Origin of the sequence: Parundibacterium terreum (assembly GCF_014636315.1) — a bacterium.
Classification (GTDB): domain Bacteria; phylum Pseudomonadota; class Gammaproteobacteria; order Burkholderiales; family Burkholderiaceae_D; genus Undibacterium; species Undibacterium terreum.
This window is the reverse complement of record NZ_BMED01000002.1, coordinates 1135627-1161781: the sequence shown is the minus strand read 5'-3', so window position 1 is coordinate 1161781 and position 26155 is coordinate 1135627. Positions and strand designations below refer to the sequence as shown.

Annotated in this window: 22 protein-coding genes; 8 read left to right on the top strand and 14 right to left on the bottom strand. The window is 56.9% G+C overall.

Annotated elements, in window-relative coordinates; genetic code table 11:
* The first annotated feature begins 38 nt into the window (after positions 1-38).
* Entirely contained in the window at positions 39-1115 is a 1077-nt protein-coding gene (locus IEW12_RS14200) for a sn-glycerol-3-phosphate import ATP-binding protein UgpC (protein WP_188566656.1), read from the top strand.
* A gap of 24 nt (positions 1116-1139) precedes the next feature.
* On the opposite strand, the gene IEW12_RS14195 is transcribed toward IEW12_RS14200, so the two are convergent.
* From IEW12_RS14195 to IEW12_RS14135, 13 genes are all read right to left on the bottom strand, one after another.
* On the bottom strand, positions 1140-3338 hold the full coding sequence (locus IEW12_RS14195) for a response regulator (RefSeq protein WP_188566655.1): 2199 nt from the start codon (positions 3336-3338) through the stop codon (positions 1140-1142).
* Positions 3335-4426 carry a chemotaxis-specific protein-glutamate methyltransferase CheB gene (cheB, locus tag IEW12_RS14190; protein ID WP_188566654.1) on the bottom strand — a complete coding sequence of 364 codons (1092 nt, stop codon included), beginning with the start codon at positions 4424-4426 and terminating at the stop codon, positions 3335-3337. The genes IEW12_RS14195 and cheB overlap by 4 nt, the downstream gene beginning before the upstream one ends.
* Positions 4423-6567, bottom strand: coding sequence for a hybrid sensor histidine kinase/response regulator (locus tag IEW12_RS14185; RefSeq protein WP_188566653.1), 2145 nt, complete (start codon positions 6565-6567; stop codon positions 4423-4425). Before IEW12_RS14185 ends, cheB begins: the two co-directional genes overlap by 4 nt.
* A gap of 109 nt (positions 6568-6676) precedes the next feature.
* The gene (locus IEW12_RS14180; RefSeq protein ID WP_188566652.1) at positions 6677-8146 is read right to left on the bottom strand and encodes a CHASE3 domain-containing protein; all 1470 of its coding nucleotides are present in this window, start codon (positions 8144-8146) and stop codon (positions 6677-6679) included.
* Positions 8147-8149: 3 nt separating this feature from the next.
* Positions 8150-8701, bottom strand: a complete 552-nt coding sequence (locus tag IEW12_RS14175) for a chemotaxis protein CheW (protein ID WP_188566651.1) — start codon at positions 8699-8701, stop codon at positions 8150-8152.
* Positions 8698-10215: a CheR family methyltransferase gene (locus IEW12_RS14170; protein WP_188566650.1), complete on the bottom strand. Its 1518-nt coding sequence runs from the start codon at positions 10213-10215 to the stop codon at positions 8698-8700. The genes IEW12_RS14175 and IEW12_RS14170 overlap by 4 nt, the downstream gene beginning before the upstream one ends.
* Positions 10212-10727 (bottom strand): chemotaxis protein CheW, encoded by a 516-nt coding sequence (locus IEW12_RS14165; protein WP_188566649.1) that lies wholly within the window; start codon positions 10725-10727, stop codon positions 10212-10214. The genes IEW12_RS14170 and IEW12_RS14165 overlap by 4 nt, the downstream gene beginning before the upstream one ends.
* 298 nt (positions 10728-11025) lie before the next feature.
* Complete coding sequence (gene rimJ, locus IEW12_RS14160) at positions 11026-11598, bottom strand: ribosomal protein S5-alanine N-acetyltransferase (protein WP_188566648.1); 573 nt, start codon at positions 11596-11598, stop codon at positions 11026-11028.
* An 11-nt stretch (positions 11599-11609) separates the two neighbouring features.
* Entirely contained in the window at positions 11610-11921 is a 312-nt protein-coding gene (gene sugE / locus IEW12_RS14155) for a quaternary ammonium compound efflux SMR transporter SugE (protein WP_188566647.1), read from the bottom strand.
* A gap of 159 nt (positions 11922-12080) precedes the next feature.
* Positions 12081-13025: a LysR substrate-binding domain-containing protein gene (locus IEW12_RS14150; RefSeq protein ID WP_188566646.1), complete on the bottom strand. Its 945-nt coding sequence runs from the start codon at positions 13023-13025 to the stop codon at positions 12081-12083.
* Between the two features lie 272 nt (positions 13026-13297).
* The gene (locus IEW12_RS14145) at positions 13298-14209 is read right to left on the bottom strand and encodes an SDR family NAD(P)-dependent oxidoreductase (RefSeq protein WP_188566645.1); all 912 of its coding nucleotides are present in this window, start codon (positions 14207-14209) and stop codon (positions 13298-13300) included.
* Positions 14210-14389: 180 nt separating this feature from the next.
* Positions 14390-14869 (bottom strand): GNAT family N-acetyltransferase, encoded by a 480-nt coding sequence (locus IEW12_RS14140; protein WP_188566644.1) that lies wholly within the window; start codon positions 14867-14869, stop codon positions 14390-14392.
* A gap of 44 nt (positions 14870-14913) precedes the next feature.
* A complete protein-coding gene (locus tag IEW12_RS14135; protein WP_188566643.1) occupies positions 14914-15888 on the bottom strand; it encodes a LysR family transcriptional regulator in 975 nt (324 codons plus the stop codon).
* 174 nt (positions 15889-16062) lie between these two features.
* Here IEW12_RS14135 and IEW12_RS14130 point away from each other — a divergent pair, with 174 nt between their 5' ends.
* The 3 genes from IEW12_RS14130 to IEW12_RS14120 all read left to right on the top strand — a co-directional run bounded on the left by IEW12_RS14130 (position 16063) and on the right by IEW12_RS14120 (position 19091).
* Positions 16063-16443: a DUF2917 domain-containing protein gene (locus tag IEW12_RS14130; protein WP_188566642.1), complete on the top strand. Its 381-nt coding sequence runs from the start codon at positions 16063-16065 to the stop codon at positions 16441-16443.
* Positions 16444-16488: 45 nt separating this feature from the next.
* Positions 16489-17097 (top strand): GNAT family N-acetyltransferase, encoded by a 609-nt coding sequence (locus IEW12_RS14125; RefSeq protein ID WP_188566641.1) that lies wholly within the window; start codon positions 16489-16491, stop codon positions 17095-17097.
* Positions 17098-17426: 329 nt separating this feature from the next.
* Entirely contained in the window at positions 17427-19091 is a 1665-nt protein-coding gene (locus IEW12_RS14120) for an FAD-dependent oxidoreductase (protein WP_188566640.1), read from the top strand.
* A 20-nt stretch (positions 19092-19111) separates the two neighbouring features.
* On the opposite strand, the gene recG is transcribed toward IEW12_RS14120, so the two are convergent.
* A complete protein-coding gene (gene recG / locus IEW12_RS14115; protein WP_188566639.1) occupies positions 19112-21253 on the bottom strand; it encodes an ATP-dependent DNA helicase RecG in 2142 nt (713 codons plus the stop codon).
* A 224-nt stretch (positions 21254-21477) separates the two neighbouring features.
* On the opposite strand from recG, the gene queA reads away from it, so the two are divergent.
* The 4 genes from queA to secD all read left to right on the top strand — a co-directional run bounded on the left by queA (position 21478) and on the right by secD (position 26138).
* A complete protein-coding gene (gene queA / locus IEW12_RS14110) occupies positions 21478-22539 on the top strand; it encodes a tRNA preQ1(34) S-adenosylmethionine ribosyltransferase-isomerase QueA (protein ID WP_188566638.1) in 1062 nt (353 codons plus the stop codon).
* Positions 22540-22553: 14 nt separating this feature from the next.
* The gene (gene tgt, locus IEW12_RS14105; protein ID WP_188566637.1) at positions 22554-23687 is read left to right on the top strand and encodes a tRNA guanosine(34) transglycosylase Tgt; all 1134 of its coding nucleotides are present in this window, start codon (positions 22554-22556) and stop codon (positions 23685-23687) included.
* A gap of 191 nt (positions 23688-23878) precedes the next feature.
* Complete coding sequence (yajC, locus tag IEW12_RS14100) at positions 23879-24205, top strand: preprotein translocase subunit YajC (protein ID WP_188566636.1); 327 nt, start codon at positions 23879-23881, stop codon at positions 24203-24205.
* Between the two features lie 73 nt (positions 24206-24278).
* Positions 24279-26138 (top strand): protein translocase subunit SecD, encoded by a 1860-nt coding sequence (gene secD, locus IEW12_RS14095; RefSeq protein ID WP_188566635.1) that lies wholly within the window; start codon positions 24279-24281, stop codon positions 26136-26138.
* Positions 26139-26155 lie beyond the last annotated feature (17 nt).

Here is a 26155-nt window from a genome sequence, read left to right as displayed (position 1 = left end):
CTACGATTTCTAAAGTTCCCTTAACAGTAATGTGAAAAATGGCTCAAGTTCATTTAAAAGACGTAAAAAAAACCTACGGCAAGGGCGATAAGGCGGTTGCTGTTATCCATGGGATATCCATTGATATTGCGCATGGTGAATTCATAGTGATGGTAGGGCCGTCCGGTTGCGGAAAGTCTACTTTGCTGCGCATGGTTGCGGGGCTGGAAGAGATTACTTCCGGCGACGTGGTGATAGGCGACCGGGTAGTGAATGAGCTGGAACCCAAGGACAGGGATATTGCGATGGTGTTCCAGAACTATGCCCTATATCCGCATATGACGGTGTACCAGAACATGGCGTACGGGCTGAAGATACGCGGCTTTTCCAAGGACGATATAGAGACGCGGGTGCAGAAAGCGGCCAAGATACTGGAGTTGGGTGAGTTGCTGCAGAGGACGCCGCGCCAGCTGTCCGGTGGGCAGCGCCAGCGGGTGGCGATGGGGCGCGCTATCGTGCGCGAGCCGGCGGTCTTCCTGTTTGATGAGCCTTTGTCCAACCTGGATGCGAAATTGCGCGTACAGATGCGATTGGAGATCCAGAAGATGCACCGCACGCTGGGCACGACGAGCCTGTATGTGACGCATGACCAGGTCGAGGCGATGACGCTGGGCCAGCGCATGATCGTGATGAATGGCGGGCGCGCCGAGCAGATAGGCACACCGGCAGAAGTGTACGGCACACCGGCGACGACCTTCGTTGCCAGCTTCATCGGTTCCCCGCCGATGAATTTAATGCGCGGCAAAGTTGCCGATGATGGCCGGCAGATATTGTTAGGTGGCACGGTCGTCAGCTTGCCATTGCTGAAGGCAGATGCCGACAAGGTGGCCAGCCGTGATCTGGTCTTGGGTGTCAGGCCCGAGCACCTGTTCCTCGGCATGCCGGGCTTGCCGCTGGAAGTGGAGATGGTAGAGGCACTCGGCGCGGATCTGCTGGTGCATGGCGTCTGCGGCGGCCAGCAGCTTGTGATACGCACGCCCACCGGTACTGCGGTGGAGGCCGGCCAAAAGACCACCGCAGGCTTCGCGCCGGAAACCGTACACTGGTTTGATCCCGAGACGACCAGGCGCCTGTAATCGTGGTTGGGCAGCTTTCAAGAATCAGCGTGAAGGCAGCCACACCGTGAAGCAGGAGCCCTGGTCTACTGCGCTGGCAACCGCCACCGTACCTCCGTGCAATTCTGCCAGGCGCTTGATCAGTGCAAGGCCAAGACCGGTGCCCTCATGTTTCTTGGTCAACGGCGTTTCCAGTTGCACAAAGGGCTGAAATAACTCTTGCAGATCTTCGCTGGCAATTCCTTTGCCATTGTCGGTGACGCCTATCTGCAGGAAGTCGCCGTAATCATTCGCAGGCAGCGGCAATAGCCGCAATTGCATTTCTGTGGTTGCAGCGGTTGTGGCTGCTGCCGCGGCTGCTGGATGGGCAAGCGCCTGTGCCGATACCTGATCCCGCTTTACCAGCTTCGCCTGGATCACAATATGTCCACGTTCCGCCGTAAATTTCACTGCGTTCGATAGCAGGTTATAGACTATCTGTTTCAATTTTCGGATGTCGGCAGTCACACGCCGGGCCTGCTCTCCGGTCAGTTCATCGGCAATATCCAGCTTTAATTGAATGCCGCGGTGATGGGCTTTTTCCTTGACGATGCTGAGGCTGGATTGCAGCATGGAGGCGATATTCACCGGCTCCAGGTCCAGCGTCATCTGGCCGGCCTCTACTTTGGAAAGATCCAGCACATCGTTGATCAGCGACAGCAGATGTGTGCCGCCCTGGTAGATTTCAACAACGCTGGAGCGTTGCGGTTCGTTCAGCGCTCCCTGCAAGCCGTCTTTCAATAGTTCAGAAAAGCCGATGATGGCGTTCAGCGGCGTGCGCAGTTCGTGCGACATATTGGCCAGGAATTCCGACTTCAGATGGCTGGCCAATTCCAACTGGCGATTTTTTTCCGCGATCTGGCGCTGGTGCTCTACCAGTTCATCGTTGACCGTGGCCAGAGCCTCATTCTTTTGTTCCAGAATCGCCAACAGTTCGGCGCGGCTATCTGCCAGTTCCTTGGAGGCGCGAGCATCGGCAGCGTCCAGCTCCTTGCTGAGCAATTCCTTGCGTATGCGGCGGCTCTGGTCTTCCGACTGCTTGCGGCGCAACTGCACCCTGACCCTCGCCTTGAGCACTTCCACCTCGCTGGATTTCAGCACATAGTCGTCGGCCCCGCTGCTTAGCCCTTCTATCATCGAGTCCTGGTCGTCGGTCGCCGTCAGCATGATGATGGGAATGTCCGACAGCGGAGCGGAAGCCTTGATGCGGCGGCAGGTCTCGGTGCCGCTCAGTCCCGGCATCAGACGGTCCAGCAGGATGCAGTCTATCGCCTGCACCGCCACCATTTCCAGCGCCTCTTCGCCGGAGCGCGCCAGGATCACGTCATAGCCTTCGCCGCGCAAGATGGATCCCAGCTCGTTCAGATATGTCAGGCTGTCATCCACGGCCAGGATTTTCTTTGCGCCGAGCAGGCTCTCCGTCTGCTTTTCAAAAGCCGCACCGGCCGCTCCGCGTAATACGGCCGCGACGCGCGCCAGCATCATGCCAAAGTCTTCATTCTTGCGCACAAAGGCATCAGCCCCAGAATCCAGTGCGTGCAGCTCGGCAATGCGGTCATGCGAGCCGGTCAGCAGGATGCACGGAATCTTGCGCAGGGCTTCGTCCAGTCGCAGCTTGCGAACCACTGTAGGGCCGTCTATACCGGGCAGCACGCCATCGGTAATCACTATGGAAGGGCGGTTGGCGGCGGCCCTGCGCAAGCCTTCTTCCCCGCTGGATACGCTGATCACTTCGTAGCCGGCATTGCGCAGCTCTTCAGCCAGCCTTTCCCGGAAAGTGATGCTGTCGTCGATAATTAATACCGAAACTTTCTGCGTCGCGGATGATGGACTGCCCAGCAGCTCGATGGCGCGCGCGACCAGGTAATCGCGGTCGTAAGGTTTGCCGACGTAGTCTGTCGCACCCAGGGTCAGGCCGCGTATCCTGTCCTTCACTTCCGCTTCGGTGGACAGCATCAGCACGGGAAGCTCCGCGCCTGTCGCCATCGCACGGATTTCTTTTAGCAGATCGGTGCCGTCGCCATCCGGCAATATCACGTCAAGGATGGCCAGCTCCGGCATTTCCTTCGCCAGTGCAGCGCGGGCCTGGCTGGCATTGGAACACAGAATGACCTGGAATTCCTTGTCTGAAAATGCCTCCTCCAGGTCGGCGCGCACAGTCAGGCTGTCGTCCACGATCAGTATGGTCGGACGTGAGATGCTCATGGCTGACCCTCCGTTCTCCTGCCCTGGGCGAACTTGACCAGGGTGGGACCGATATTGGAAAGCGGCAGTATGTGTTGTGCCGCGCCCAGATGTGCTGCTTCGCGCGGCATGCCATACACAACGGAACTGGCTTCGTCCTGCGCTATCGTCATTCCGCCTCTGCGCCTGATCGCGAGCAGGCCGCGGGCGCCGTCGCTTCCCATGCCGGTCAATAGTGCTGCGGCCAGGCCGCCGGCATAGTCTGCCGCTAGGGATTCAAACAGTACATCAACCGAAGGTTTGCAGGAGTGGCGTTCCGGTCCATTCTCGAGATGGATCTTGTTATTCCTGACGACCATGTGCCGCGCCGGCGGCGCCATGAAGACGCCTCGGGTCAATGACTGGCCGTCGACTGCAATTTTTACCCGGCTCTTGCTTTGCCCATCCAGCCAGTCGGCAAAGGCGGCGCCGAATGGTTCGCCTATGTGCACCACTATCAGCACCGGGACAGGGAAATCAGCGGGCAGGGCCTGGAGTATCTGCACCACAGCCTTGGGCCCGCCGGTAGATGCGCCTATGGCGATCAGGTCGCAGGGCTTGCCGCTTGATGCTGGCGTTACTGCCGGATCCCCGTTTTCATCGGGCTTGGGTGTGCTTGCCTGGTATTCCGTAATCGCGTTGCTCAGGCGTGCGCGCAGATGGGTAATCACACGGACTCGTGAAACCAGTCGCACGGTACTTAGCAGGCGTTGTTCCCAATCGCCTGCAATATCGTCGGCATGCGGTTTTTCCATGACGTCGACAGCGCCCGCAGCCAGCGCCTCGTAGGTTTTAAATAATTCGCCGCGATTCGTGGACGACGAGACGACCAGTATCGGCGTGGGGCAATGCGCCATGATGTATTCGGTGGCGGCCAGGCCGCTCATGACCGGCAGCATCATGTCCAGGGTGATGACATCAGGGCGCAACTCCTGGCATAGCGAGATCGCCTGCTTTCCGTCCTCTGCCTCTGCAATCACCTCCATCTGAGGATCGCTGCTCAGCACTTCGACCAGGCGCTTGCGCACAGTCAAAGAGTCTTCCACGACAAGTATGCGTAGTTTTTTCATCCCTGCACCAGTTGTTTGATTTTTTGCAGGAATTCGACCTGATTGAATTCCCCTTTGACGATATAGGCGTCTGCTCCCGCCTGCTTCGCCTGCAGCTTGTCTTCTTCCGCATCACGCGAAGTCACCAGGATGCAGGGAATGGCGTGCAATATCGCGTCGGCGCGCACCTGTGTGATGAATTGGAAACCGTTCATGCCCGGCATTTCCAGATCCACCAAAAACAGTGCATAGCGGTTGTTCCTGGCCATCTCCAGGCCTTCCTCGGCGGATGCCGCTAGGGCGACGTCGAAGCCGGCTGCTTCGAGGATGCTACTTTCCAGCATGCGTGTGGTCAGCGAATCATCAATCACCAGAATAGGCAATAGCGGGGCCGGGAAGTTCCCTGCATGCGCGGCGGCAGCGTTCATGCCGGAGACCAGCATGTCGGGGTTGAGCACCAGTTGCGGATTGCCCTGGTGGTCCAGAAAGCTTGCCGACACCATGGCACTGGCGGGAGCCAGTGTCGGTAGCGGGCGCAATACGATGGACTCCGTGCCGCACAGCTTGTCGACGGCGACTGCTGTCAGCCCGGCGGCGGTGCGTATGACTACCACCGACAGGATGGCAGGTGCCGTTGCTCGTGTTGAGTGCCTGCGCTCGGCCAGCGAGAGTGTGATCAGCGGAATCAGTACTTCCTGATACAGGATCAGCCGCCCCTGTTCCGCGCGCACGATATCTTTTGCCGCCACGCGCAGTGTGCCGCTGACTGCGTCCAGCGGTATCGCCAGCGACTGGCCCGCAGATTCCACGATCAGCGCCTGCAAGGAGGCTAGCGATACGGGCACCAGCATTTCCATGCGAGTGCCTTTGCCCGCCACCGTGCTGGTCAGTATTTCTCCGTCCGCCTGCTGCATCAGGCTTCTGACCAGATCGAGGCCGACGCCGCGGCCAGCCAGCTCTGTCACAGTCTTGGCCGTGCTGATGCCGCCTTTCATCAGGATCGCCAGCAAATCGGGTGTGCTCAGTGCCTCTATTTCCCGCTCCATTTTTTCATTCATGGTTCCCGCGGCCAATTCCTTGCGCACGATGGCGCGCCGGACTGCATCGGCATCGATGCCGCGGCCGTCGTCGGAACAGACGAAGGACAACAGGTTGCCGCGGCGTGTCACTTCCAGCAAAATTTTCCCGGCCACCGGTTTGCCGGCTGCCTTGCGCTCCGCCGGGTTTTCTATGCCGTGCGCTACCGCATTGCGGATAATCTGAACCAGAGCGCTCTGTATCACGTCCAGCACCTGGCCGTCCAGGCGTATGTCCCCGCCGCCTGCGTCCAGTACCACCTTTTTCGCCAGGCTGTTGGCGGCGTCCCTGGTGCTGCGTTCCAGAGTGGGGAAGATACTTGCTACCGGGATCAGGCGTAGCCTTTCCGCAGTGTCATGTACCTGGCGCAGCTCCCTTTCCATGCTTTCGGTGCTGGCCGCGATATTGCGCTCGGCAGAAACGATCAGCGTGCGCAGGCCTTCTGCCAGACCTGCCACTTTTGCCAGGGCGGCCGGGCTGGCTTGATGCCCCTGCTCCTTGCGGTTTTGCACCGCGAGCTGCGCGGTAAAACTGAAGAACAGTTCACGAATGTGGCTGACCGAGGCATTCAGGCGCTTCATATTGCTCAGTTCTCCGCTCACTTCCGCGATGCCTTCCAGCAGCGCGTCTATGACGCTGACGTCGGTGCGGGCAATGCGCGTCGCCGTCGTGCTTGCAGCACTGCCTGGCTTGCCATCCAGAGCCTGGTCTTGCAACTGCTGCGATCCAGTTTGTTGCAAAGCATCCTGTGTTGATCGCGAAGTGTTTTCCTCGGCCGGCTGAAGCATGTTCAGCAATACCGAAATCCGGTCCAGGCCGGCAAGCAGGCCATCGAATATTGCACGTGGTATCGTCGTGCCGTCTTGCCTGTATGGAGACAGCGCATCTTCCATCGCATGTGCAAGATTGGCGATTTCAGCTTGCCTGACCACATGCGCTGCGCCTTTCAGCGTGTGCGCAAGCCGGAACAGTAGCAAGACTTTTTCTGTCGTTCCGGATTTTTCCAGGTCAAGCACACCCGCGCTCAACTGATCGAGCAGTTCACGTGCTTCTATCCTGAAATAGCGGTAGGGGTCTTTAGTCATAATCATCATCTGTCGCCGGTGCTATTCGTCCAGCGGATATCCCGGCGTATTTTCGAGAAAATGTGCTCTGCTTATCCTCTGCTTGTTCTTTGCATGTCCTTTGTTATTTTTAGCCCACCGGCGCCTGTATCATGCGGCGCAAATCGCTGGACAGGCTGGCCAGTTGCGATGCTGTTTGCAGAGTCTGGCTGGAACTGGCTTCCGACTCGCGCGTGGCCTGGGAAATATCGGTGACTGCCAGGCGCACCTGCTCCGCAGCAGTGGCCTGCTGTTTGGTGGAAAGCTCGATCTCGCGAGCGGCTTCTGTCGTGGTGCCGACCAGATTGCCGATCTGCCTGAATGCCAGCGCTATCTCCGCGAATTGCTTGGCCCCGGCATCGACGGCCTTGGCGCTGCTTTCCGTTGCCATGACCGTTGTATTCACCGCGCTCCTGACGTCCTCAATCTGTCCCCTGATTTCCTTGGTGGAATTGGAGACCCGGTCGGCGAGTTTGCGGATTTCATCGGCGACGACGGCGAAACGCTTGCCGGCTTCACCTGCGCCGACAGCCTCTATCGTTGCGTTGATGGCCAGGATATTGGTCTGCTCTGCCAGCTCGGATACGATGTCCAATACCGCGCCTATCTCTTGCGACTTGCGGCCCAGGTCCAGCATGTGATTGACCACCATATCCACTTGCCGCCGTATTGCCGACATGGATTCCTGGCCATTACCGACCTTGACGTCGCCATTGCGGGCAGCCGAGGCATTTTGCTCGGCGATGGATGCGACGCGTTGTGCGCTTTCTGCAATTTGCCTGGAGGTGGCCACCAACTCGCTGATGGTGGTGCTGATTTCGCTCATCGCGGTGGCCTGTTCTTTAGCACCGGAGGCTTGCTGGCTGGCTGCAGCCTGTAATTCCGCCGATGAACTCTGCACATGGCCAACCGCGGCGCCTATCTGGTTGCCGAGCGCGCGGGTAATCAGATAACCCGCAGCAATCACAAAAATCAGGCAGATCAGGGTTCCATACAGGATGGTCGATTTGGCATTACTCACTGTTGCGTCGGATTCTTCGGTCCGCTTTTTCAACAGGTTTGTTTCATTGCTTGCCGCCTGGTCGGTCAGCTTGCGTATTTCATCCATGATTCTCTTGCCGTTGCCGCTACTGATATTTTTTATTGCCTGTTCGGGATGGCCATCCTTGATGAATGAAATATTTTCTTTCTGGTTCGCGAATTTTTCACGGGCGAGCATTTCGATCTGGTCGAATAGTTTTTGCTGCGCAGGATTATCTGAGGTCAGCTCCTTCACGTCGTGCAGTATCTTGGGGAACTCTGTCCTTGCTGTTTCATACGGCTCCAGAAATTCCGGATTACCGGTGATAGCGTAACCCCTGAAGCCGGTCTCGGCTTCCTGCAGGCTACCGGCAAAGTTGGCAACTTCTTCCAGCACCTTGTGCGTATGCGACACCCAGAATCCGGTGGTGATCAGTTGATTGATGCTGAGATAGGAAACCGTCCCTATGGCTATCAGCAGCGCGGTGGATACAAAGAAGCCGGCTGCTATTTTCCTGCCGAATGTCCAGTTGATGTTCATTGCCTATCGCTCCTTGATCGTCCGGGCAGTATCTGCCCGCTGTTGTATTTCCTTAAGCACCGAATGCAGCTCAATAATGGGAAAAACGGCGCCTTCCGTCTGGATCGCATCATGCAGGTGTGAATCTTTTTCGAGCCCGGTAATCTGTTGTGCAGTAATACTCAGATGGATATGGAATTCTTCGAAAGCGAGGGCAACCGGTGCCGCATGCCGCAGGGCTGCTATCCATTTCGGTTTGGCGGCGCGCGGATAGCCGAGCAGGCTGGCCAGGTCGTAGACCGGCGTCACCTGGCCCCGGAATCCGGAAAGGCCTATCAGTTCCGGCACCGGCGACGGCAGCGCCGTGATTGCGCGATCGGCATACAGGCCGCTGATTTCGCTTACTCTTAGCGCGTACGGGTCGCCGGCAATTTTCAGGACCAGGAAGTTTTCTGCCTGTTCGCTGCCAGCCCCGGCCTGCTGGCTGAATGACAGATCGAACTCGTCGCGCAGTTCGTTCAGGATCTGCCTGTTGGCTGACGAAGCATTGTCGGTTGGCGCTGCGAAGTTGTTCAAGGGCGTGCTCCAGTGGCATTCAGTTGTGAGCGGCATAGCGCGATCAGGGCTTCGCGTTTGAATCCGCCTCCAAACAACAGTATGCGCGACGGGTCTTCTTGTTGTAACAGCAGTAGCGCCTGGTTCAGCGCCGTCATTGCTGTCGCCTTGTCGCCATTGCGGTTGGCCAGCAAACCCATGTGCAGGCGCGGCATGGCAAATGCAGGATCGAGATAGGACGCCATCTGGTCATGATCGACCGCATCCTGCATATTGCCCGCACTCTCCCGGCACAGGGCCAGCACATAGTGCGCGCCGGCGTTCAGTTCATCATGCTGCAGCAGTTGCTGGCATACGCCCTCAGCAGCCTCCGAGGCGCCGCTATGGCATAGCGAAACCGCTTTCAGCAGCAAGACATCGGTGTCCTGCGCGTGTTCTTCCGGCAAGCTGCCTATCTGTTGCAGCACACTATCGTATCTTTCCTGATGCAGGTATTCCATCGCATGTTCAAGATTGAGCGCAGGGGCGGCTGCGTGCAGTCTTTCATCACCGGCATTTTTTTGCGCACCGCCGGCGATATGCTGTATGCGTTCGCTGGCCGCCTGTATTGTTTCTATCCAGCTGGTATTGCTGGCAAGCGAGACTTCCTGCCAGCGGCTGGGCGTTGCGGCGATACGCCGCTCTGGCAATTCAGACGAGAGTGGCAGCGGCTTGCGCTGGTAGTAAAACGTCTCATGCGTATGGCACAGATGAAAATCATTAGACAAGCCGCGTAAAGTCTCAGCATGCCCCATGAACAGATAGGCGCCCGGCATCATTGAGAATGCGATGCGGCGCAGTGCCGCCTGCGCTTGTTCAAGGACAAAATACATCAGCACATTGCGGCAAAAAACAATATCAAAGCGACCCTCCCACCAGAACGTAGGATTTTCTGCCGCCAGGTTGTGCCGCTCAAATTTGACCGCCTGCCGCACGTTCTGGTCCAGCAGGAAGGCATTGCCCTCGCTCCTGAACCAGCGCGCCTGCCTGTCCGGCGCCATGTCCCTGAGCGACCAACTGGAATAGCGCGCCTGCTGCGCTTTTTCCAGCACGGCAGGATTGAAGTCTATCGCTGTGATTGCAATCAGGTGGGCAGCATCGGGAAAATGCTCTTTGACCAGGATGGCCAGCGAGTAGGCTTCTTCTCCTGACGCACATCCGGCAGACAAGATATGCACTTGCTGTCGGCCGGACAGGGCTGCCAGTCGTTCGGGCAGGGCGGCTTCGGTCAATGCGGCATAGTGGGCGGGATTGCGGAAGAAATAAGTTTCAGTGATCGTCAATTCCTGTACCAGCTGGGCCAGTTCTGTTGCCTGTATCTGGTCCTTGCCCAGTGCGTCCAGATAGGCCGAACACTGCATCTTGTTGGCCTGCGCGCGGCGGCGCAGTAGCTCGTCCAGCCGGGATAGTTTCAATTCGCTGGCGTTCAAGCCCATTAGCCCGGTCACGAGATCGCGGAAGCGGGACAGTTCCCCTGAGGTCGGCATCGGGGTCATTCGTGCTCTGCCCGGTCTTGCACGCGAACTTCCGCGCCGCGTTCCAGTTCCAGCCATAGCGCTTCCGGAAGCAGGTGGGCTGCTCTCAGTACCAGCAATAATTCCGTGTCCAGCACGCTGATGGCGCTAATCGTTTCGGCAGCGACTTCCTGCAGTAGTGCCGGCATCAAGGCCAGATGAGTGTCGTCTATTGGGCGCACACCCAGCACTTCCTGCACTGCGACGGCGAGCTGGCGTTGTCCCAGCCTGAGCGTGACATAGCGGGCAGGAGGGGCATCTGCAGGGAGTGGCTGTTCAGCCAGGGATAGTCCAAAGAGCCGGCTTAGCTGGATAACAGGCAGCATCACGCCGCGTATCAGGGAAATACCCAGCAGGAAGGACGGCATACCCTGTAAAGCCTGCGTCGACAGGGGGCGCATGGTCTCTACGACATCGGGCAGCGCAAACGCATAGAGCCGGCTGTCATCGCGGCATATCAGGAACGAAACTTTGCTTGATCCTTCTCCACCCATATCAGTGCCTTGGTATGATTTTCCGTCATATTGCAGCGAAGTGCATTTGCAGCAATGCACTTAATACTTTTGGATACTGGAAGTTCTGTTGTCTCTGAGGCTGGTCGAAATACTGGTTGAAATTAAGGCAAACTAAGGCAAACTAAGCCAAATTAAAGTATCAGCGCGGATGATGAGCAATCCGCCGTATAGCCTGCTGCTATGGCGGACCGTGGAAGCACATAGCAGGATGCTATCAGAGTCGCACGTAGTGTCAGTTTTGTCAATTTTCCGTGGAGCAATAAATTTCCGGAAGATATCAATTCTCAGGATTGAGCAAGGCGTTCAATACGTGGTCTTGCCAGCGCCCATTAATTTTCAGGTAGGAGCGCGCATAGCCTTCGCGCTCAAACCCCAGTTTTTGCAGCAGTCCGGCGCTGCGCACATTGTCGGGAAGATGGTTGGCCATGACGCGATGCAAGCCTTGCTGCGTGAACATATGGCGAATACCGGCCTGGACGGCTTCCTGCATATATCCTTTGCCCTCATGCTTTTCTGCAATGGCATAGCCCAGATGGCAGGCCTGGAACACGCCGCGCACGATATTGCTGAAGTGGCAGATGCCTATCATGTCCGGGGCACCGGTGATAAACACGGCAAAGTGCAGCGCGCTGCCGGCTTCCATGCTTTGCCGGCTCGCCAGCAGCCTTTGTTCGCATTCTGCCAGGCTGAAATAGGTGTCGTCGCGCAAGGGCTCCCAGGGTGCGAGATGATGGCGGTTTTCCAGCAGATAGGCTTGCAGCAGTGCTGCGTCTTCTGGTGCCGGGGCCGCGGGTACCAATACGCGCAGGGTCAGGCGTGCGGTGATGATGGGTCCAGTCATTACATTCATCAGTGCTCCATTTATAAAAATTTCAGGCCGGCGATACCGCTGATGATCAGGGCCATGCACACCAGGCGCGAGACGGTCGCCGCCTCACCGAACAGCAGGATGCCCATCGCCACGGTGCCGACTGCACCTATGCCAGTCCAGACCGCATACGCGGTTCCCACCGGCAGGGTCTTCATCGCAACCGAGAGCAGGCCTACGCTGGCTGCCATCGCGACCAGCGTTGCTACCGAGGGCCATAGGCGAGAAAAGTTATCGGTGTACTTCAGGCCTATGGCCCAGGTAACTTCCAGTACGCCGGCGACCAGCAATATCAGCCAGGCCATGTATGCTCCTGTGAGAGAAGGGGTGGGGATGTCAGGGCGGGAAGATACCCAGTCCTGGCTATATGGTAAAGCGGAATGGTGAAGGCTTGCCAGCGTATGGCTTGCGGCTACAGCAGGTAGAAGTGGATAAAGAAGGTCAATAAGAGCGGCAGGGCGGGTCTATTGGACCAGTGCAGCTTCATCCAGCATGCTGACTCCGGGCAGATCGCAGGCCAGCACTGCCTGGCGTATGGCTTCTATCGCCGCCTGGCGGGTAAAGCTCTTGCGCCACGCGATGACGACACGACGGTCAGGCGCCGGGGAGCTGAAGGGTAGATAACGAAGCATACCGTCCTTGGCGCCCATATCGGGAACCGAGGCTACAGGCAAGACCGTAATGCCTATGCCGGACGCGACCATATGACGTATGGTCTCCAATGAGGAACCTTCAAAGGTGCGCGCTATGCCGTCGCCTGCAGTGGAAAAGCGGGACATTTCGGGACAGACTTCCAGCACCTGGTCGCGGAAACAATGGCCGTTACCCAGTAACAGCATGGTTTCCGATTTCAGTTCTTCGGCAGAGACGCTATCGCGTTTGGCCCACGCATGTTCCTTGGGCAGGGCTACCACGAAAGGTTCGTCGTATAGCGGCTGTACCATCAGGCCCTGGTCGGGCAGCGGCAAGGCCATGATGGCCGCATCCAGTTCACCCTGGCGCAGCAATTCCATCAGGCGCACCGTGAAATTTTCCTGCAGTACCAGCGGCATTTGCGGTACGCGCTCTATCATGCTCTTGACCAGTGTAGGCAGCAGGTAAGGGCCTACCGTGTAGATCACCCCAAGCCGGAAAGGGCCGGCCAGCGGATCTTTGTTTTGTTTGGCAATTTCCTTGATCGCGGCGGTTTGTTCCAGCACACGTTCTGCCTGAGCCACGATCTGTGCGCCCAGCGGCGTCATCGAGACTTCCAGGCCGCCGCGTTCGAATATCGTCACGCCCAGTTCGTCTTCCAGTTTCTTGATCGCAACCGAAAGAGTAGGCTGCGCAACAAAGCAAGCTTCGGCAGCATGGCCGAAATGCTTTTGCCGCGCGACTGCAACGATATATTTTAATTCTGTGAGAGTCATAGCGTTATCTTCGCACAGTGCGTGACCGGATACAGCATATTTTTATTGTTCGCAGGCCGATTGTTAAGCAAAAAACAATGTGTAAAACGATATGCTGCTCAAAGAGTGAATAAAGCGCGAATAAAGCGCTGTGGCGTTATGCAAAATATACAATTTTTCATACATCGCTTTGAATCTCAGCCATGCGGCACAGCGATAGACCAAAATAACACAGGCCGCCATGAAGGCGGCCTGTGCCTGTGCTTAGTCTTGCTGCACTACCCTGAGCGTGCTCAGGATTGTAGATTTGCCATTGCCTTGGTCAACTCGGCATGGCCTTGCGCGGTGCCGCTTTCGGGAACAGTTTCACCGTCGCGATCCCTGACTTCGGCCAGACGTTGCGCCAGCAGCTCAGGCGCATCGTCGCCACGGCCTACCCAGACACCCTGGGTGAGCGTGATGTGCGCGGCTTCAAAGCCGCCGGCACCGGCACACAGGATGGCGCGGGTCGGCGCATCTTCGGCGGCCAGCACCAGCATCGCCGGCACCACGTCGGATGCCTGCAGCGCCTGCAGCATCGCTTCCGGGAACAGGCTTTCCGTCATGCGGGTAGCCGCGGTTGGCGCCAGGCTGTTGACGCGGATATTGTATTTGGCACCTTCGATAGCCAGTGTCTGCATCAGGCCTACCAGCGCCATTTTTGCAGCGCCATAGTTGGATTGGCCGAAATTGCCGTACAGTCCGGAGGATGAAGTTGTCATCACGATGCGGCCGTAGCCTTGCGTTGTCATGATAGGCCAGACTGCTTTGCAGCAATTGACCGCGCCCATCAGGTGCACGTCCATCACCAGCTTGAAATCATCCAGCTCCATCTTGGCAAAAGACTTGTCGCGCAGGATTCCGGCATTGTTGACCAGGATATCCACACGGCCCCAGGTTTCCATCGCCTGGTTGACCATCGCCTGCACCGCGTCAAAATCGGTGACCGAAGCGCCATTGGCGATAGCTTCGCCGCCCGCCTGACGGATTTCTTCAACGACAGCCAGTGCCGCCGCGGAGGATGCTCCAGAGCCGTCCCGTGCGCCGCCGAGGTCATTGACAACCACGCGCGCGCCGCGCTTGGCCAGCGCCAGTGCGTGTTCACGACCCAGACCGCCGCCGGCGCCAGTCACGATAGCCACGCGGCCTTTGAAATCTATGCTCATACATTTTCCTGAAACGAAGAAACAGTTATTGGGAGTGTCATTCTTTTTTGCCGCAGGCATTGCCGACGGTAAAGGAAGCCTATTGTAGATGTTTCAGTACAACAAGGTAAACAGGCGCAGGGGAAGCAATGGATGGGGGCTGCTTTCCTGCTTGATGCGGTTCTCTTATCTTGCGTATGCCTATAATTTTTTTTGCATCAGCGACGCACCGCCCATCGCCGGATCCAGTTCATAAGTCGCAAAGCCCAAGGACTTATACAGCGACGCTGCCGGGACATTCCCTTGCAATACTTCCAGCGTGATCTTGCAGCAGCCGCTTTCTCTGGCCATGTCCTCAATGTGGGACAGCAGCTTTTTTGCAATGCCCAGTCCACGGAACTGCTGGTTGACGGCGATATCGTGGATATTCAGCAAGGGCTTGCAGGCAAAGGTGGAGAACCCGTCTATGCAGGTGCTGAAGCCTGCAGGCTGGCCATCGACGAAGGCCAGCACGACCCGGATATTGCTGCGTTTGCGTACTTCGCTGACAAGGTTGGCTTTTGCATAGTCCGGCAACTCTTCGCCGCCGCCCATGGGGTCGCGAGCATAGTCATTGAGCAGCGCGATAAATGCGGCGCCATGTTGAGGATTATTGAGGTCGGCATTGATGATTTCCAGCATGCAGCTTGTTTCCTTGAGTTCTTGGTTGGATTAAAGGGTGCGGTTCAGGCAGGTACCGCGGCCTTGGCTTTTTGGGATGCCGTGCCCTTGGTGCAGGGCGGAATGATGTCGTGATCCCAGACCGGCTCTTCGCCAAAGTAAGTGATCAGGTGATCGATAAAGGCCCTTACCTTGGTTTGCATGTAGCGGTTCGGCATATAGGTCGCGTACAGGCCGAAACCGGGCGAAGCCACATAGTCGCACAAGACGCGCTTCAGGCGTCCTTTCTGGATGCTGGAGCCGACGATATAGGTTGGAAATACCACCATGCCGACCCCGGCCAGCGCCAACTGGTGCATGACCTCGGTACTGTTGACCTTGCAATTGCCCTTGACCGGTACCGATACATCCTTGCCGGCGATCGTGTAATTCCAGCCCTTGCTGATATGCGGCATATTCTGGTTCATCAGGCAGTTGTGCTGCAGCAGGTCGTGCGGCGTTTCCGGCTCTCCGTGTTTTTCCAGGTAAGCCGGCGATGCGCAGGTGGCCCAGTGCAGGTCCAGTATCTTGCGCGACACCGTCGTCTGGCCCGGGTTGTTAGTGATGCGTATCGCCAGGTCGTAGCCCTCTTCAACAATGTCTACCAGCCGGTCGCTGGTATCGAGTTCTATTTCCACGTCGGGAAATTTTTTCAGGAAAGCGTCGATCGCGCCGGCCAGGTGCAAGGCGGCAAATACAACTGGAGCGCTCAGCTTCAGGTTGCCGCGCGGCGCTGTCTGCAACTGCGAAGCGGTCTCGCGCGCTGCTTCTATCTCATGCGCAATGCGGGCGCAGTGCTGGTAGTACGCACTGCCTATCTCAGTCAGGCTCATGCTGCGCGTAGTGCGGTTTAGCAGGCGTACGCCTAGTGTGCTTTCCAGGCTGCTGACTTGTTTGCTGATCAAGGATTTTGAGGTGTTCAAGGCGTTTGCTGCTGCGGAAAAACTTTTCATTTCCACCACTTTGGCAAATACCATCATTTCGGCGAGCTGTTCCATCATTTTCCCCATTTCGCCCCTCGTGGGAGCGGCATAACGCGTGCCAGGATTGTGCATACGCAGAAACAATTATATTCCGTTTTCCCGGATTGTCTTTTGCTGTATGAAGACCATAATCCAACCATGCAAAAAGGGAGGTTTCCCTTACCGCCAAAGACAGTATTGAAGGAGTTCACCATGTACACGATAGCAAAAAAATTACTGCATAGCATCGCTCATTCCGGGTCTGACGATGTGGCAGAAGTGCTCGCAAAAAATCAGGCAGAGACGATACGTTTGAGCAAGGACCAGAGTGTCCACTTGCCTAAGCTGTCTCTGGTAACCCTGCAGGCCGTATGCGGCTCAGTCTGGATAACGCGCGACGGCGATCAGGATGACCTGATCCTGGAAGCGGGCCAGGCAGTGGATTTGCAGCAAGTGGAAGGGGTGCTGGTATCCGGCCTATCGGACGCCCATATACGCCTGCGTCCATCCGATTCTTCTGATGAACTCCAGACAGGCCGCTGGCATCTGTCGGACAGCAAGATCAGGCGCGTGGCTGCGGCACGGGTCTGCTAGGCGTCCTTCTTAGTCCAAGACCAATTTCCAGACTGGAGAACGATCATGAGTCAAACTTCGTTATCGTCAGCAGAGCGGCTTTTTGTCGGAGTCGCTGAACAGGAAGTGGAAGTCGTTGTAATAAAGGCAGCGGTTTCCATTCGTGCAGCCCGGCAGAATGATGGTCCTGCGATCCAGGCGCTGGTGAGCGGTTTATCCCTGAAGAGCCGCTACTATCGTTTTTTCTTTCCCATACATACGCTATCCGATGAAATGCTGGCGCGCTTTACACATGCCTATCCCGAGTCGGAGGTGACGCTGCTGGCTTATGCCGAGCAGGACGGGCGGGAAGTTGTTGTCGGTATGGCAAACTATGTGGTTGAAGCAAAATCGGGCAAGGCCGAATATGCAATAGTCGTTGCCGATGCCTGGCAAAAGCAGGGGATTGCCAGTCGCCTCATCAAGAACCTGATCTGCATTGCCAGCACGGCCGGCCTGGAAGCGATGTACGGTGATGTCCTGGCAGAAAACACCGGCATGCTGCGCTTGCTGAACAAGCTTGGCTTTTCCAATGATGCACACAGTGACGGCGCGTATTTGCGCTCCACGTCAAAATCGCTGGAAATCTATCCGTGGAAATGTGCGGAATGGCTGAAGCTGGCCCCTGCAGCCTAGCAGGCTCCTGAGGAAAACTGCAGCCGGCCAACTGCTGGCTTCTCATAAATTGCCTGCGTAAGCCAGGTTTCATCCCTTCAGTTTCTTCTTTTTTTGTTGCCCGATACGTATGCATAATACACATCGACACATCGGGCGCTATCATTTTGCGGCAATTTTTGCTGCATCTGCATTTCAATGAGCGCTTAAATCCAGAGCGCATATAATGCCATTGGAGCCCGAAACTCATTTCGTCAATAGGAGTGAGCGCGAAGGAATTCACCTGGATGCGATGCATGCCTCATGTCTTGCACCGCCGTTTTTTATGCCGCTTTCCACAGAGAATGAGTATGCAAGTTCAGAATGGCTTTGATACGTCCGAACTCGGCGCTTCTGCGGCCGAGGCTTTCCCCAGCCTGAGCGACGAAATGACGGCCCGCGTCGGTGCCTATGGAGTGCGTGGGCATGTGCTGCAGGGAACGCAACTGATTGCGCGAGACGACAGGCACGCAGACGCTTTCTTCGTGATATCCGGCTGCATAGAAATATCCGCAACGGATAGCGAGGGCAATGTGGAAACCATCGCGCGTCATTGTCGCAACCAGTTCACCGGCGAACTGGACGTGCTCTCGGGACATAAAATCCTGGTGGATGCCTTTGCCAGCGAGGATACCGAAGTCATCCGCGTCAAGCGCGCCGACCTGCAGCGCTTGTTGAGCAGCGAACCGGATATAGGTGAGATCCTGATGCGCGCCTATATGGTGAGGCGCCTGCAATTGATACAGCATGGGGTAGGCGGAGTGCTGGTGATAGGCTCCAGCCAGTGCGCCGACACATTGAGAATACGCCGTTTTCTTTTGCGTAACGGCTATCCGCACCGGGTGCTGGAAATGGAGCACGACGCGGAAACCATTCCCATGCTGAGTATGCTGGGGCTGAGCAGGAAAGAGTTCCCGGTAGTCGTGAACTCGCGCAATGAAGTCATCATGAATCCGGCTACCGCGGCACTGGCAGACCAGATCGGTCTGAATGTGCAGGTCGATCCCGAGCGCATCTATGACGTAGTGGTAGTCGGCGCCGGCCCCACCGGCCTGGCGTCAGCGGTGTATGCCGCGTCCGAGGGACTGGACACGATAGTGATTGAGGAGTTCGCCGCCGGCGGGCAGGCGGGCACCAGTTCCAAGATAGAAAATTATCTCGGCTTTCCCATGGGCATATCCGGCGCCAACCTGGCAGCGAAGGCGCAGGTGCAGGCTCAGAAATTCGGTGTGCGTTTAGTCATATCCCGTTCGGCTTCATCGATAGATTGCTCCAGCCTGCCATATAAGCTATCGATGGAAGACGGCCAGATGCTGCATGCGCGTTCCATTGTCATTGCGACCGGTGCGCGGTATAAAAAGCTGGACGTGCCCAATTACGACCGCTTTGAAGGGCAGGGCATACACTATGCAGCGACGGCCATGGAAGCGAACCTGTGCGCCGGTGAAGAGGTGATCGTGGTCGGTGGCGGCAATTCCGCCGGCCAGGCTGCGGTTTACCTGAGCCAGTGGGTCAAGCACGTACATATCCTGGTTCGCGCCAACGGGCTGGCTGCGACGATGTCAGACTACCTGATACAACGCATCAACCAGTCGCCGAAGATCAGCCTGCATGCGCGCAGCTTCATTACCCGCATGGATGGCGACTACTTGTTGCGGCAGGTTACCTGGATGGATGGCGCAACGGGTACCGAGCGGCAGCAGGACATGAAAAACGTGTTCGTGATGATAGGCGCAGAACCGAATACGCAATGGCTGAATGGCTGCGTCAAGCTGGATGAAAAAGGTTTTGTGCGTACCGGCGGCAAGGTATGCCCTTTGCTGATCGACTCCAATTTCGCCACCAGCAAGCCGGGCATCTTTGCTGTCGGTGACGTGCGCTCAGGTTCGGTCAAGCGGGTGGCATCCGGTGTCGGCGAAGGATCGGTTGTGGTGCAGGCAATCCATCAATATCTGGCGGGCGAAGTTACTGCCTGAATACTGATCGCACTGATTAGCTATACGCGCAGGAACTCTTCGCGGAATCCCAGCCAGCGGTTCAGATGCGCTTCCACTGTAGGCATATCCTTTTCCAGTAGTTCGGTAGCCAGGCTGCGTGCCTTGTCCACCAGCCACTGGTCGGTTTCCAGGTTGGCGAAGCGCAGCATGGCTTCGCCGGACTGGCGAGCACCCAAAAACTCTCCTGGCCCGCGCAACTCCAGATCCTTGCGCGCGATTTCAAAGCCGTCTGTGGTTTCGCGCATCGTCATCAGCCTTTGCTTGGCAGTGCCGCCCAAAGGGCCCTGATACAGCAGCAGGCATACGCTGGCGTTGGCGCCACGGCCTACCCGGCCGCGCAACTGGTGCAACTGAGACAGGCCGAAGCGTTCTGCATGTTCTATCACCATCAGGCTGGCATTGGGCACATCCACGCCGACTTCAATGACCGTCGTTGCCACCAGCACCTGGATCTCATTGCGGGTGAAGGCATCCATGACCACCTGCTTTTCTGCCGGCTTAAGCCGTCCGTGCACCAGCCCCACTTTCAGGTCCGGCAGCTCCAGGCTGAGCATTGCGTGGGTGTCGGTCGCGGTTTGCAGTTGCAGCGCTTCGGATTCTTCAATCAGCGGGCAGACCCAGTAGATTTGTTTGCCGTCCTGCGCGGCGGCATGCACGCGTTCTATGACTTCATCGCGCCGGTTCTGGTCCACCACGCGCGTGACGATAGGCGTGCGGCCTGGCGGCAGTTCATCAATGACCGAGACTTCCAGGTCGGCATAGTAGGTCATTGCCAGCGTGCGCGGGATCGGCGTGGCCGACATCATCAACTGGTGCGGCACCTTTCCCTTGCCACCCCCATCGCCATCCTTCTGGCCCTTGTTGCGCAAAGTCAGGCGCTGGCCCACGCCAAAGCGGTGCTGTTCGTCAACGATGACGAGCCCCAACTTGCTGAATTCCACGCCGTCCTGTATCAGCGCATGCGTGCCTATCACCAGTTGCGCTTCGCCGGATTCAATCAGTGCCTTGGCCTGGTCTTTTTCCTTTTTCTTCAGGCTGCCGGTGAGCCACGCAACCTTGATGCCCAGCGGTTCCATCCAGGCGGCGATCTTACGGAAGTGCTGGTCTGCCAGGATCTCGGTCGGTGCCATCAGCGCAGCCTGGAAACCGCTGTCTATCGCCTGCGCGGCGGCCAGGGCTGCCACCACAGTCTTGCCGCTGCCTACGTCGCCCTGCAGCAAGCGCTGCATGGGGAAGGCCTGTTTCAGGTCGGTGCGTATTTCGGCCAGCACTTTTTCCTGCGCGCCGGTCAGCACGAAGGGCAGGGTCAGCAGGAAAGAGTTGGAGAGTTCGCCGACAACGGACAGCGCAGTCGCACCCTTGGCGCGGCGCGACGCCTGCGCACGCTTCAGGGACAATTGCTGGGCCAGCAGTTCGTCGAATTTCATGCGTTGCCATGCCGGATGCTCTTTTTCCATCAGTGCATGCTCGTCAACATCCGGCGGTGGGTTGTGCAGCAGCCGTATCGACGCCTCAAAATTTTGCAGGCCCAGCGAAGCCAGCAAGGCAGGCGACAGCGTATCCTGCCAGTTGACCCGGTTCAGCGCGCTGCCTATGGCCTTGCGCAGCATTAGCTGAGAGATGCCGTCGCCGGCCGGATATACCGGCGTCAATGAGGTCGGCAAGGGCGCACCTTCATTGATGACCTTGTAGCCGGGATGCACCATCTCCGCGCCGAAAAAGCCGTGCCTGAGTTCGCCCCTGGCGCGTACCCGTGTGCCTGCTGCCAACTGCTTGGTCTGGCTGCCGTAAAAATTCAGGAAGCGCAGTACTACTTGCGCAGTGTCATCGGCAATGGTCACCACCAGTTGCCGGCGTGGCCGGAATTGGATATCGCATTCGGTGACTATGCCTTCCACCTGCACCATGCTGCCGCCGCGAAAAGCCGCATCGCGCATGCTGACCACCTGCGTTTCATCTTCGTAGCGCATGGGCAGGTGCAGTACAAAATCCATGTCCTTGCGCAGGCCCAGCTTGGCCAACTTGTCTTCCAGCCGCACTGGGGGCTTGGCGGCTTTCTTTTTTCCGGCCTTGGCAGCTTTTACCGGTTCAGCGGCGGCGTCGGCAGGTTTAAGTGGAGTAAGTGGGTTTGCAGCGGGCATGAGGTGTAAAATACCGGGTTTTGCTGTTATTTTGCTGGGGTTTTAACGTAAATTGGTCTTGCATTCTTGTGCAATTATGTCATTTTACTGGCTTTTTATACAGTAAAAACAATTATTCATTCACTTATTTGTGCAGTTTCTTGCTGTTTTGCCTTCATTTTTAGCGATGACGGATGATACGCCACTGAAAAAACTGTACTGATTCTGCTTTTTACCGGCTTTGCATGTATTCCCTATCCGATTTTGATTTTGACCTGCCCGAAGAACTGATTGCGCAAATACCGTTGCCGCATCGTACCGCATCGCGTCTGCTCCATGTGGACGGCGAACAACTGGTGGACCGCCATTTTGCCGATGTGCTGGAGCAGCTGTCGCCCGGCGACCTGCTGGTGTTTAACGATACACGGGTATTGAAGGCGCGCTTTTTCGGCGTCAAGGAAACCGGCGGCAAGGTCGAGGTGCTGGTGGAGCGCGTGCTCAGCAACACCGATGAACAAAGAACCGTGCTGGCGCAAGTGCGTGCTTCGAAATCGCCGCCTGCAGGTACCGGCATACGCCTGGCGGAGAGTTTCGATGTGACGGTAGGCGAGCGCGTGGGCGAGTTTTATACGCTGCACTTTCCCGGCGATGTGTTCGAACTGATAGAAACCTACGGGCGCCTGCCGTTGCCGCCGTATATCACGCATGACGCCGACGACTTTGACGAGCAGCGCTACCAGACCGTGTATTCGCGCGTCCCAGGCGCTGTTGCCGCGCCTACCGCCGGCCTGCATTTTGACCAGGACTTGCTGGACCGCTGCCAAGCCAAGGGCATAGGCCTGGCCTATGTGACCCTGCATGTAGGCGCCGGCACATTCCAGCCTGTACGAACCGAAGATCTGGCCCAGCATGCGATGCACAGTGAGTGGTATACGATATCGCAGCAAACAGTGGACGCAGTGCGTACCGCCAAGGCAGCCGGCAAATCGGTGATCGCGGTCGGCACCACCAGCATGCGCGCGCTGGAATCGGCATCGCAGGGCGGCAGCCTGCAGGCGGGCAGCGCAGATACGCGCCTGTTCATCACGCCGGGTTATGTATTCAAGACAGTAGACAGGCTTATCACGAATTTCCACTTGCCTAAATCAACCTTGCTGATGCTGGTATCGGCTTTTGCAGGTTACGATCGTATACGCTCGGCCTATGCGCACGCAATTGCGCAGCATTACCGCTTCTTCAGCTATGGCGATGCGATGCTGCTGACGAATACTTCCCACCTACTCAATACAAACACCTCTACGGACTGAGATCGGCCACTATCATGCTTGACTTCCAACTCATCAAAAAAGACAAGACCACCGCCGCCCGCCGTGGCCGCGTGACGGTCAATCATGGCGTCATTGAAACGCCCATCTTCATGCCGGTGGGTACCTATGGCTCGGTGAAGGCGATGTCGCCACTGGAGCTGAAAGAGATAGACGCCCACATCATCCTGGGCAATACCTTCCATTTGTGGCTGCGCCCCGGCATGGACGTCGTCAATAAATTCGGCGGCCTGCATGGCTTCATGGGCTGGGACCGGCCCATATTGACTGACTCCGGCGGCTTCCAGGTGTTTTCTCTGGGCGCGATGCGCAAGATCACCGAAGAAGGCGTGAAGTTTGCGTCGCCTATCAGCGGCGAGCGCCTGTTCCTGTCGCCGGAAATCTCCATGCAGATACAGCGTTCGCTGAATTCCGACATCGTCATGCAGTTTGACGAATGCACGCCGTATGAAATAGACGGCCGCCCTGCAACACTGGAAGAAGCTGCGAAATCCATGCGCATGTCGCTGCGCTGGGCCAAGCGCTCCAGCGACGAGTTCCAGAAAGGCGAAAACCCGAATGCGCTGTTTGGCATAGTCCAGGGCGGCATGTTCGAGAGCTTGCGCGATGAATCGCTGGCCGGCCTGAATGAATTGAACTTCCACGGCATTGCGATAGGCGGACTGTCGGTCGGCGAGCCCAAGGAAGACATGATGCGCGTGTTGCAGCATATCGGCCCCAAGCTGCCGGAAAACAAGCCGCATTACCTGATGGGCGTTGGCACACCGGAAGACTTGATCGCCGGCGTCAGCAATGGCGTGGACATGTTTGATTGCGTGATGCCGACCCGTAACGCACGCAATGGCTGGATCTTTACCCGTTTTGGCGACGTCAAGATCAAGAACGCGCGTTACAAGGAAGACATGGCGCCGCTGGATGAGACTTGCTCTTGTTATACATGCAAGAATTTTTCCCGCGCTTACCTGCACCATTTGCACCGCACCGGCGAAATCCTCGGCGCACGCTTGAATACTATCCACAACCTCCACTACTACCTGGATTTGATGCGTGGTGTACGCCAGTCGCTGGACGACGAACGTTTCCCGGCTTTTGTCGCGCAATTTCACGCCGATCGCGCCAGAGGCGTGTAGACTGCGCTGCAGCACAGCTATAGGTGGCTAAAATTAGCCATCTGTAGCTATTCGGGCTAGAATGTTGCGCTTTGTTTTCAAAAATTAAGATTGCTGCTTTAAATGCAGCGATTTGCCATCATATACAGTTTTCGTGATCAAAAAGATAATTTCTGAAAACTTGATTTTTATAATACTACTGGAGCATTAACGTGTTTATTTCCAACGCTTACGCACAATCCTCAGGACTTCCCGGCATGGGCGGCGATTTTTCCAGCCTGTTCATCTTTATCCCGATGTTCGTGCTGATGTATTTCCTGATGATCCGTCCTCAGATGAAGCGTCAGAAAGAACAAAAAGCGATGATGGATGCGCTGGCCAAGAACGACGAAGTAGTCACAGCCGGCGGCGTACTGGGCAAGGTTATTAAAGTGACGGATGCTTACGTTACTGTGGAAATCGCCAATGGCACCGAAGTGATCGTGCAAAAAGTGGCGGTGACGATGATACTGCCTAAGGGCACGATCAAAGCGATCTGATCAACATCCAGGCAGCCTGTGTAGATCACACAGGCTGCATTGCATTTGGCTCTACCTTTTAATCTGAACCGATATGAATCGCTATCCTCTCTGGAAGTACATACTGATCGTCATAGCAATCATTTTTGGTGCTTTATACACAGCACCGAATTTTTTTGACAAAGTGCCGGCAGTGCAAATCAGCAGCGCCAAAGCCACAGTCAAAATCGATAGCGGCATGATAGACCGCGTCTCGCAGGCGCTGAAACAGGCCGGCGTGCAGGACAGCGGCGTGTTTTATGAAAATAATGGCCTGCAAGGCACCGTGCGCGTGCGCCTGGCCGATGGCGGCGCCCAAGCCAAAGCCAAGGACGCGCTGGAAAAAGCGCTGAATACGGACCCTAACGACCCGACTTATACCGTCGCCTTCAACCAATTGTCAGGTTCGCCAAAATGGCTGCAAAGCATCAATGCGCAGCCGATGAACCGCGGCCTGGATTTGCAGGGCGGTGTGCATTTCCTGATGCAGGTCGATACCAAGGCGATGCTGAACAAGCGCGTACAGAATCTGCAATCCAGCGTGCGCGGCCTGCTGCGTGACAAGGAAGTCCGTCATGCCGGCATCACCCGCGAAGGCGATCTGGTCAGCATCAAGTTCCGCGACGCGGAGACACGCGGCAAGGCCAAGGATATCCTGGCCGGACAAATGACTGACGTGAATCTGGTGGACGTGTCCGACGCAACCGATTTCAACCTGCAGGTCAGCATCAAGCCGGAAGCGCTGAAAAACCTGGTTGCCGAAGGCATCAAGCAAAACATCACTGCGTTGTCCAAGCGGGTGAATGAACTGGGCGTATCGGAACCGGTGATCCAGCAGCAGGGCGCAGACCGTATCGTGATTGAGCTGGCCGGTGTACAGGACGTTGCCCACGCGAAGGAATTGATAGGCCGTACGCCTGACCTGGAAGTGCGCCTGGTGGATGAATCCGTATTGCCGCCTGTGGATGAAAACACCACAGTGCCGTTTGGCTCCGAGATGTTCAAGGTAGGCCGTGGTGCTCCGGCAGTGCTGTACAAAGACGTGGTGATCACCGGCGACTATATCGTCGGCGCGCAAGCCAGCTTTGACCAGAACCAGCAGCCATCCGTCAGCATAGAACTGAACAGCGACGGCGGCCGCAAGATGCGTGAAGGTACGCGCGGCAAGGTCGGCAAGAAAATGGCGATCGTGCTGCTGGAAAAAGGCAAGGGCGAGTTGCTGACTGTAGCGACCATCAACGATGAACTGGGCAAAAACTTCCAGATCACCGGTATGGGTTCGGCTGTCGCCTCCGCCGATCTGGCCTTGCTGTTGCGCTCAGGCGCGCTGGCCGCACCGATGGAATTTATTGAAGAAAGCGTCATCGGACCTCAGTTGGGTGCTGCCAATATTACGCAGGGCTTCAATTCCACGCTGTACGGTTTTGCCGCTATCTCTGCTTTCATGGTCGTGTACTACATGCTGTTCGGTTTCTTCAGCGTGGTAGCGTTGTCGGTCAACTTGCTGTTGCTGGTGGCTTTGCTGTCAGGTATCCAAGCGACTTTGACCTTGCCTGGCATGGCGGCGATTGCGCTGGCGCTGGGTATGGCGATTGACGCCAACGTGCTGATCAACGAGCGTATCCGTGAAGAGCTGCGTGCTGGCAATACGCCACAGGCGGCGATTGCGGCAGGTTTCGACCGTGCATGGGCAACCATCCTGGATTCCAACGTAACGACTCTGATTGTCGGCTTGGCTTTGCTGATCTTCGGTTCCGGTGCAATACGCGGCTTTGCCGTGGTGCATTGCCTGGGTATTCTGACTTCGATTTTCTCGGCAGTATTCGTGTCGCGCGGTGTGGTGAACTTGTGGTACGGCCGCAAGAAGAAACTGGCCTCGGTGTCTATCGGCCAGATCTGGAAACCTACCGAATAAGTTACTGAACATCGTTA

What these genes read in the sequence shown, in the direction of transcription:
- IEW12_RS14140 (WP_188566644.1), bottom strand. Translation starts at nt 14,869, where the DNA reads ATGCTGGAAATCATCAATGCCGACCTCAATAATCCTCAACATGGCGCC.
- IEW12_RS14120 (WP_188566640.1), top strand. Translation starts at nt 17,427, where the DNA reads ATGCAAGTTCAGAATGGCTTTGATACGTCCGAACTCGGCGCTTCTGCG.
- rimJ (WP_188566648.1), bottom strand. Translation starts at nt 11,598, where the DNA reads ATGAATGTAATGACTGGACCCATCATCACCGCACGCCTGACCCTGCGC.
- tgt (WP_188566637.1), top strand. Translation starts at nt 22,554, where the DNA reads ATGCTTGACTTCCAACTCATCAAAAAAGACAAGACCACCGCCGCCCGC.
- IEW12_RS14150 (WP_188566646.1), bottom strand. Translation starts at nt 13,025, where the DNA reads ATGACTCTCACAGAATTAAAATATATCGTTGCAGTCGCGCGGCAAAAG.
- IEW12_RS14185 (WP_188566653.1), bottom strand. Translation starts at nt 6,567, where the DNA reads ATGACTAAAGACCCCTACCGCTATTTCAGGATAGAAGCACGTGAACTG.
- IEW12_RS14195 (WP_188566655.1), bottom strand. Translation starts at nt 3,338, where the DNA reads ATGAGCATCTCACGTCCGACCATACTGATCGTGGACGACAGCCTGACT.
- cheB (WP_188566654.1), bottom strand. Translation starts at nt 4,426, where the DNA reads ATGAAAAAACTACGCATACTTGTCGTGGAAGACTCTTTGACTGTGCGC.
- recG (WP_188566639.1), bottom strand. Translation starts at nt 21,253, where the DNA reads ATGCCCGCTGCAAACCCACTTACTCCACTTAAACCTGCCGACGCCGCC.
- IEW12_RS14145 (WP_188566645.1), bottom strand. Translation starts at nt 14,209, where the DNA reads ATGAGCATAGATTTCAAAGGCCGCGTGGCTATCGTGACTGGCGCCGGC.
- IEW12_RS14135 (WP_188566643.1), bottom strand. Translation starts at nt 15,888, where the DNA reads ATGATGGAACAGCTCGCCGAAATGATGGTATTTGCCAAAGTGGTGGAA.
- IEW12_RS14180 (WP_188566652.1), bottom strand. Translation starts at nt 8,146, where the DNA reads ATGAACATCAACTGGACATTCGGCAGGAAAATAGCAGCCGGCTTCTTT.
- IEW12_RS14130 (WP_188566642.1), top strand. Translation starts at nt 16,063, where the DNA reads ATGTACACGATAGCAAAAAAATTACTGCATAGCATCGCTCATTCCGGG.
- IEW12_RS14200 (WP_188566656.1), top strand. Translation starts at nt 39, where the DNA reads ATGGCTCAAGTTCATTTAAAAGACGTAAAAAAAACCTACGGCAAGGGC.
- queA (WP_188566638.1), top strand. Translation starts at nt 21,478, where the DNA reads ATGTATTCCCTATCCGATTTTGATTTTGACCTGCCCGAAGAACTGATT.
- IEW12_RS14125 (WP_188566641.1), top strand. Translation starts at nt 16,489, where the DNA reads ATGAGTCAAACTTCGTTATCGTCAGCAGAGCGGCTTTTTGTCGGAGTC.
- IEW12_RS14170 (WP_188566650.1), bottom strand. Translation starts at nt 10,215, where the DNA reads ATGACCCCGATGCCGACCTCAGGGGAACTGTCCCGCTTCCGCGATCTC.
- secD (WP_188566635.1), top strand. Translation starts at nt 24,279, where the DNA reads ATGAATCGCTATCCTCTCTGGAAGTACATACTGATCGTCATAGCAATC.
- sugE (WP_188566647.1), bottom strand. Translation starts at nt 11,921, where the DNA reads ATGGCCTGGCTGATATTGCTGGTCGCCGGCGTACTGGAAGTTACCTGG.
- IEW12_RS14165 (WP_188566649.1), bottom strand. Translation starts at nt 10,727, where the DNA reads ATGGGTGGAGAAGGATCAAGCAAAGTTTCGTTCCTGATATGCCGCGAT.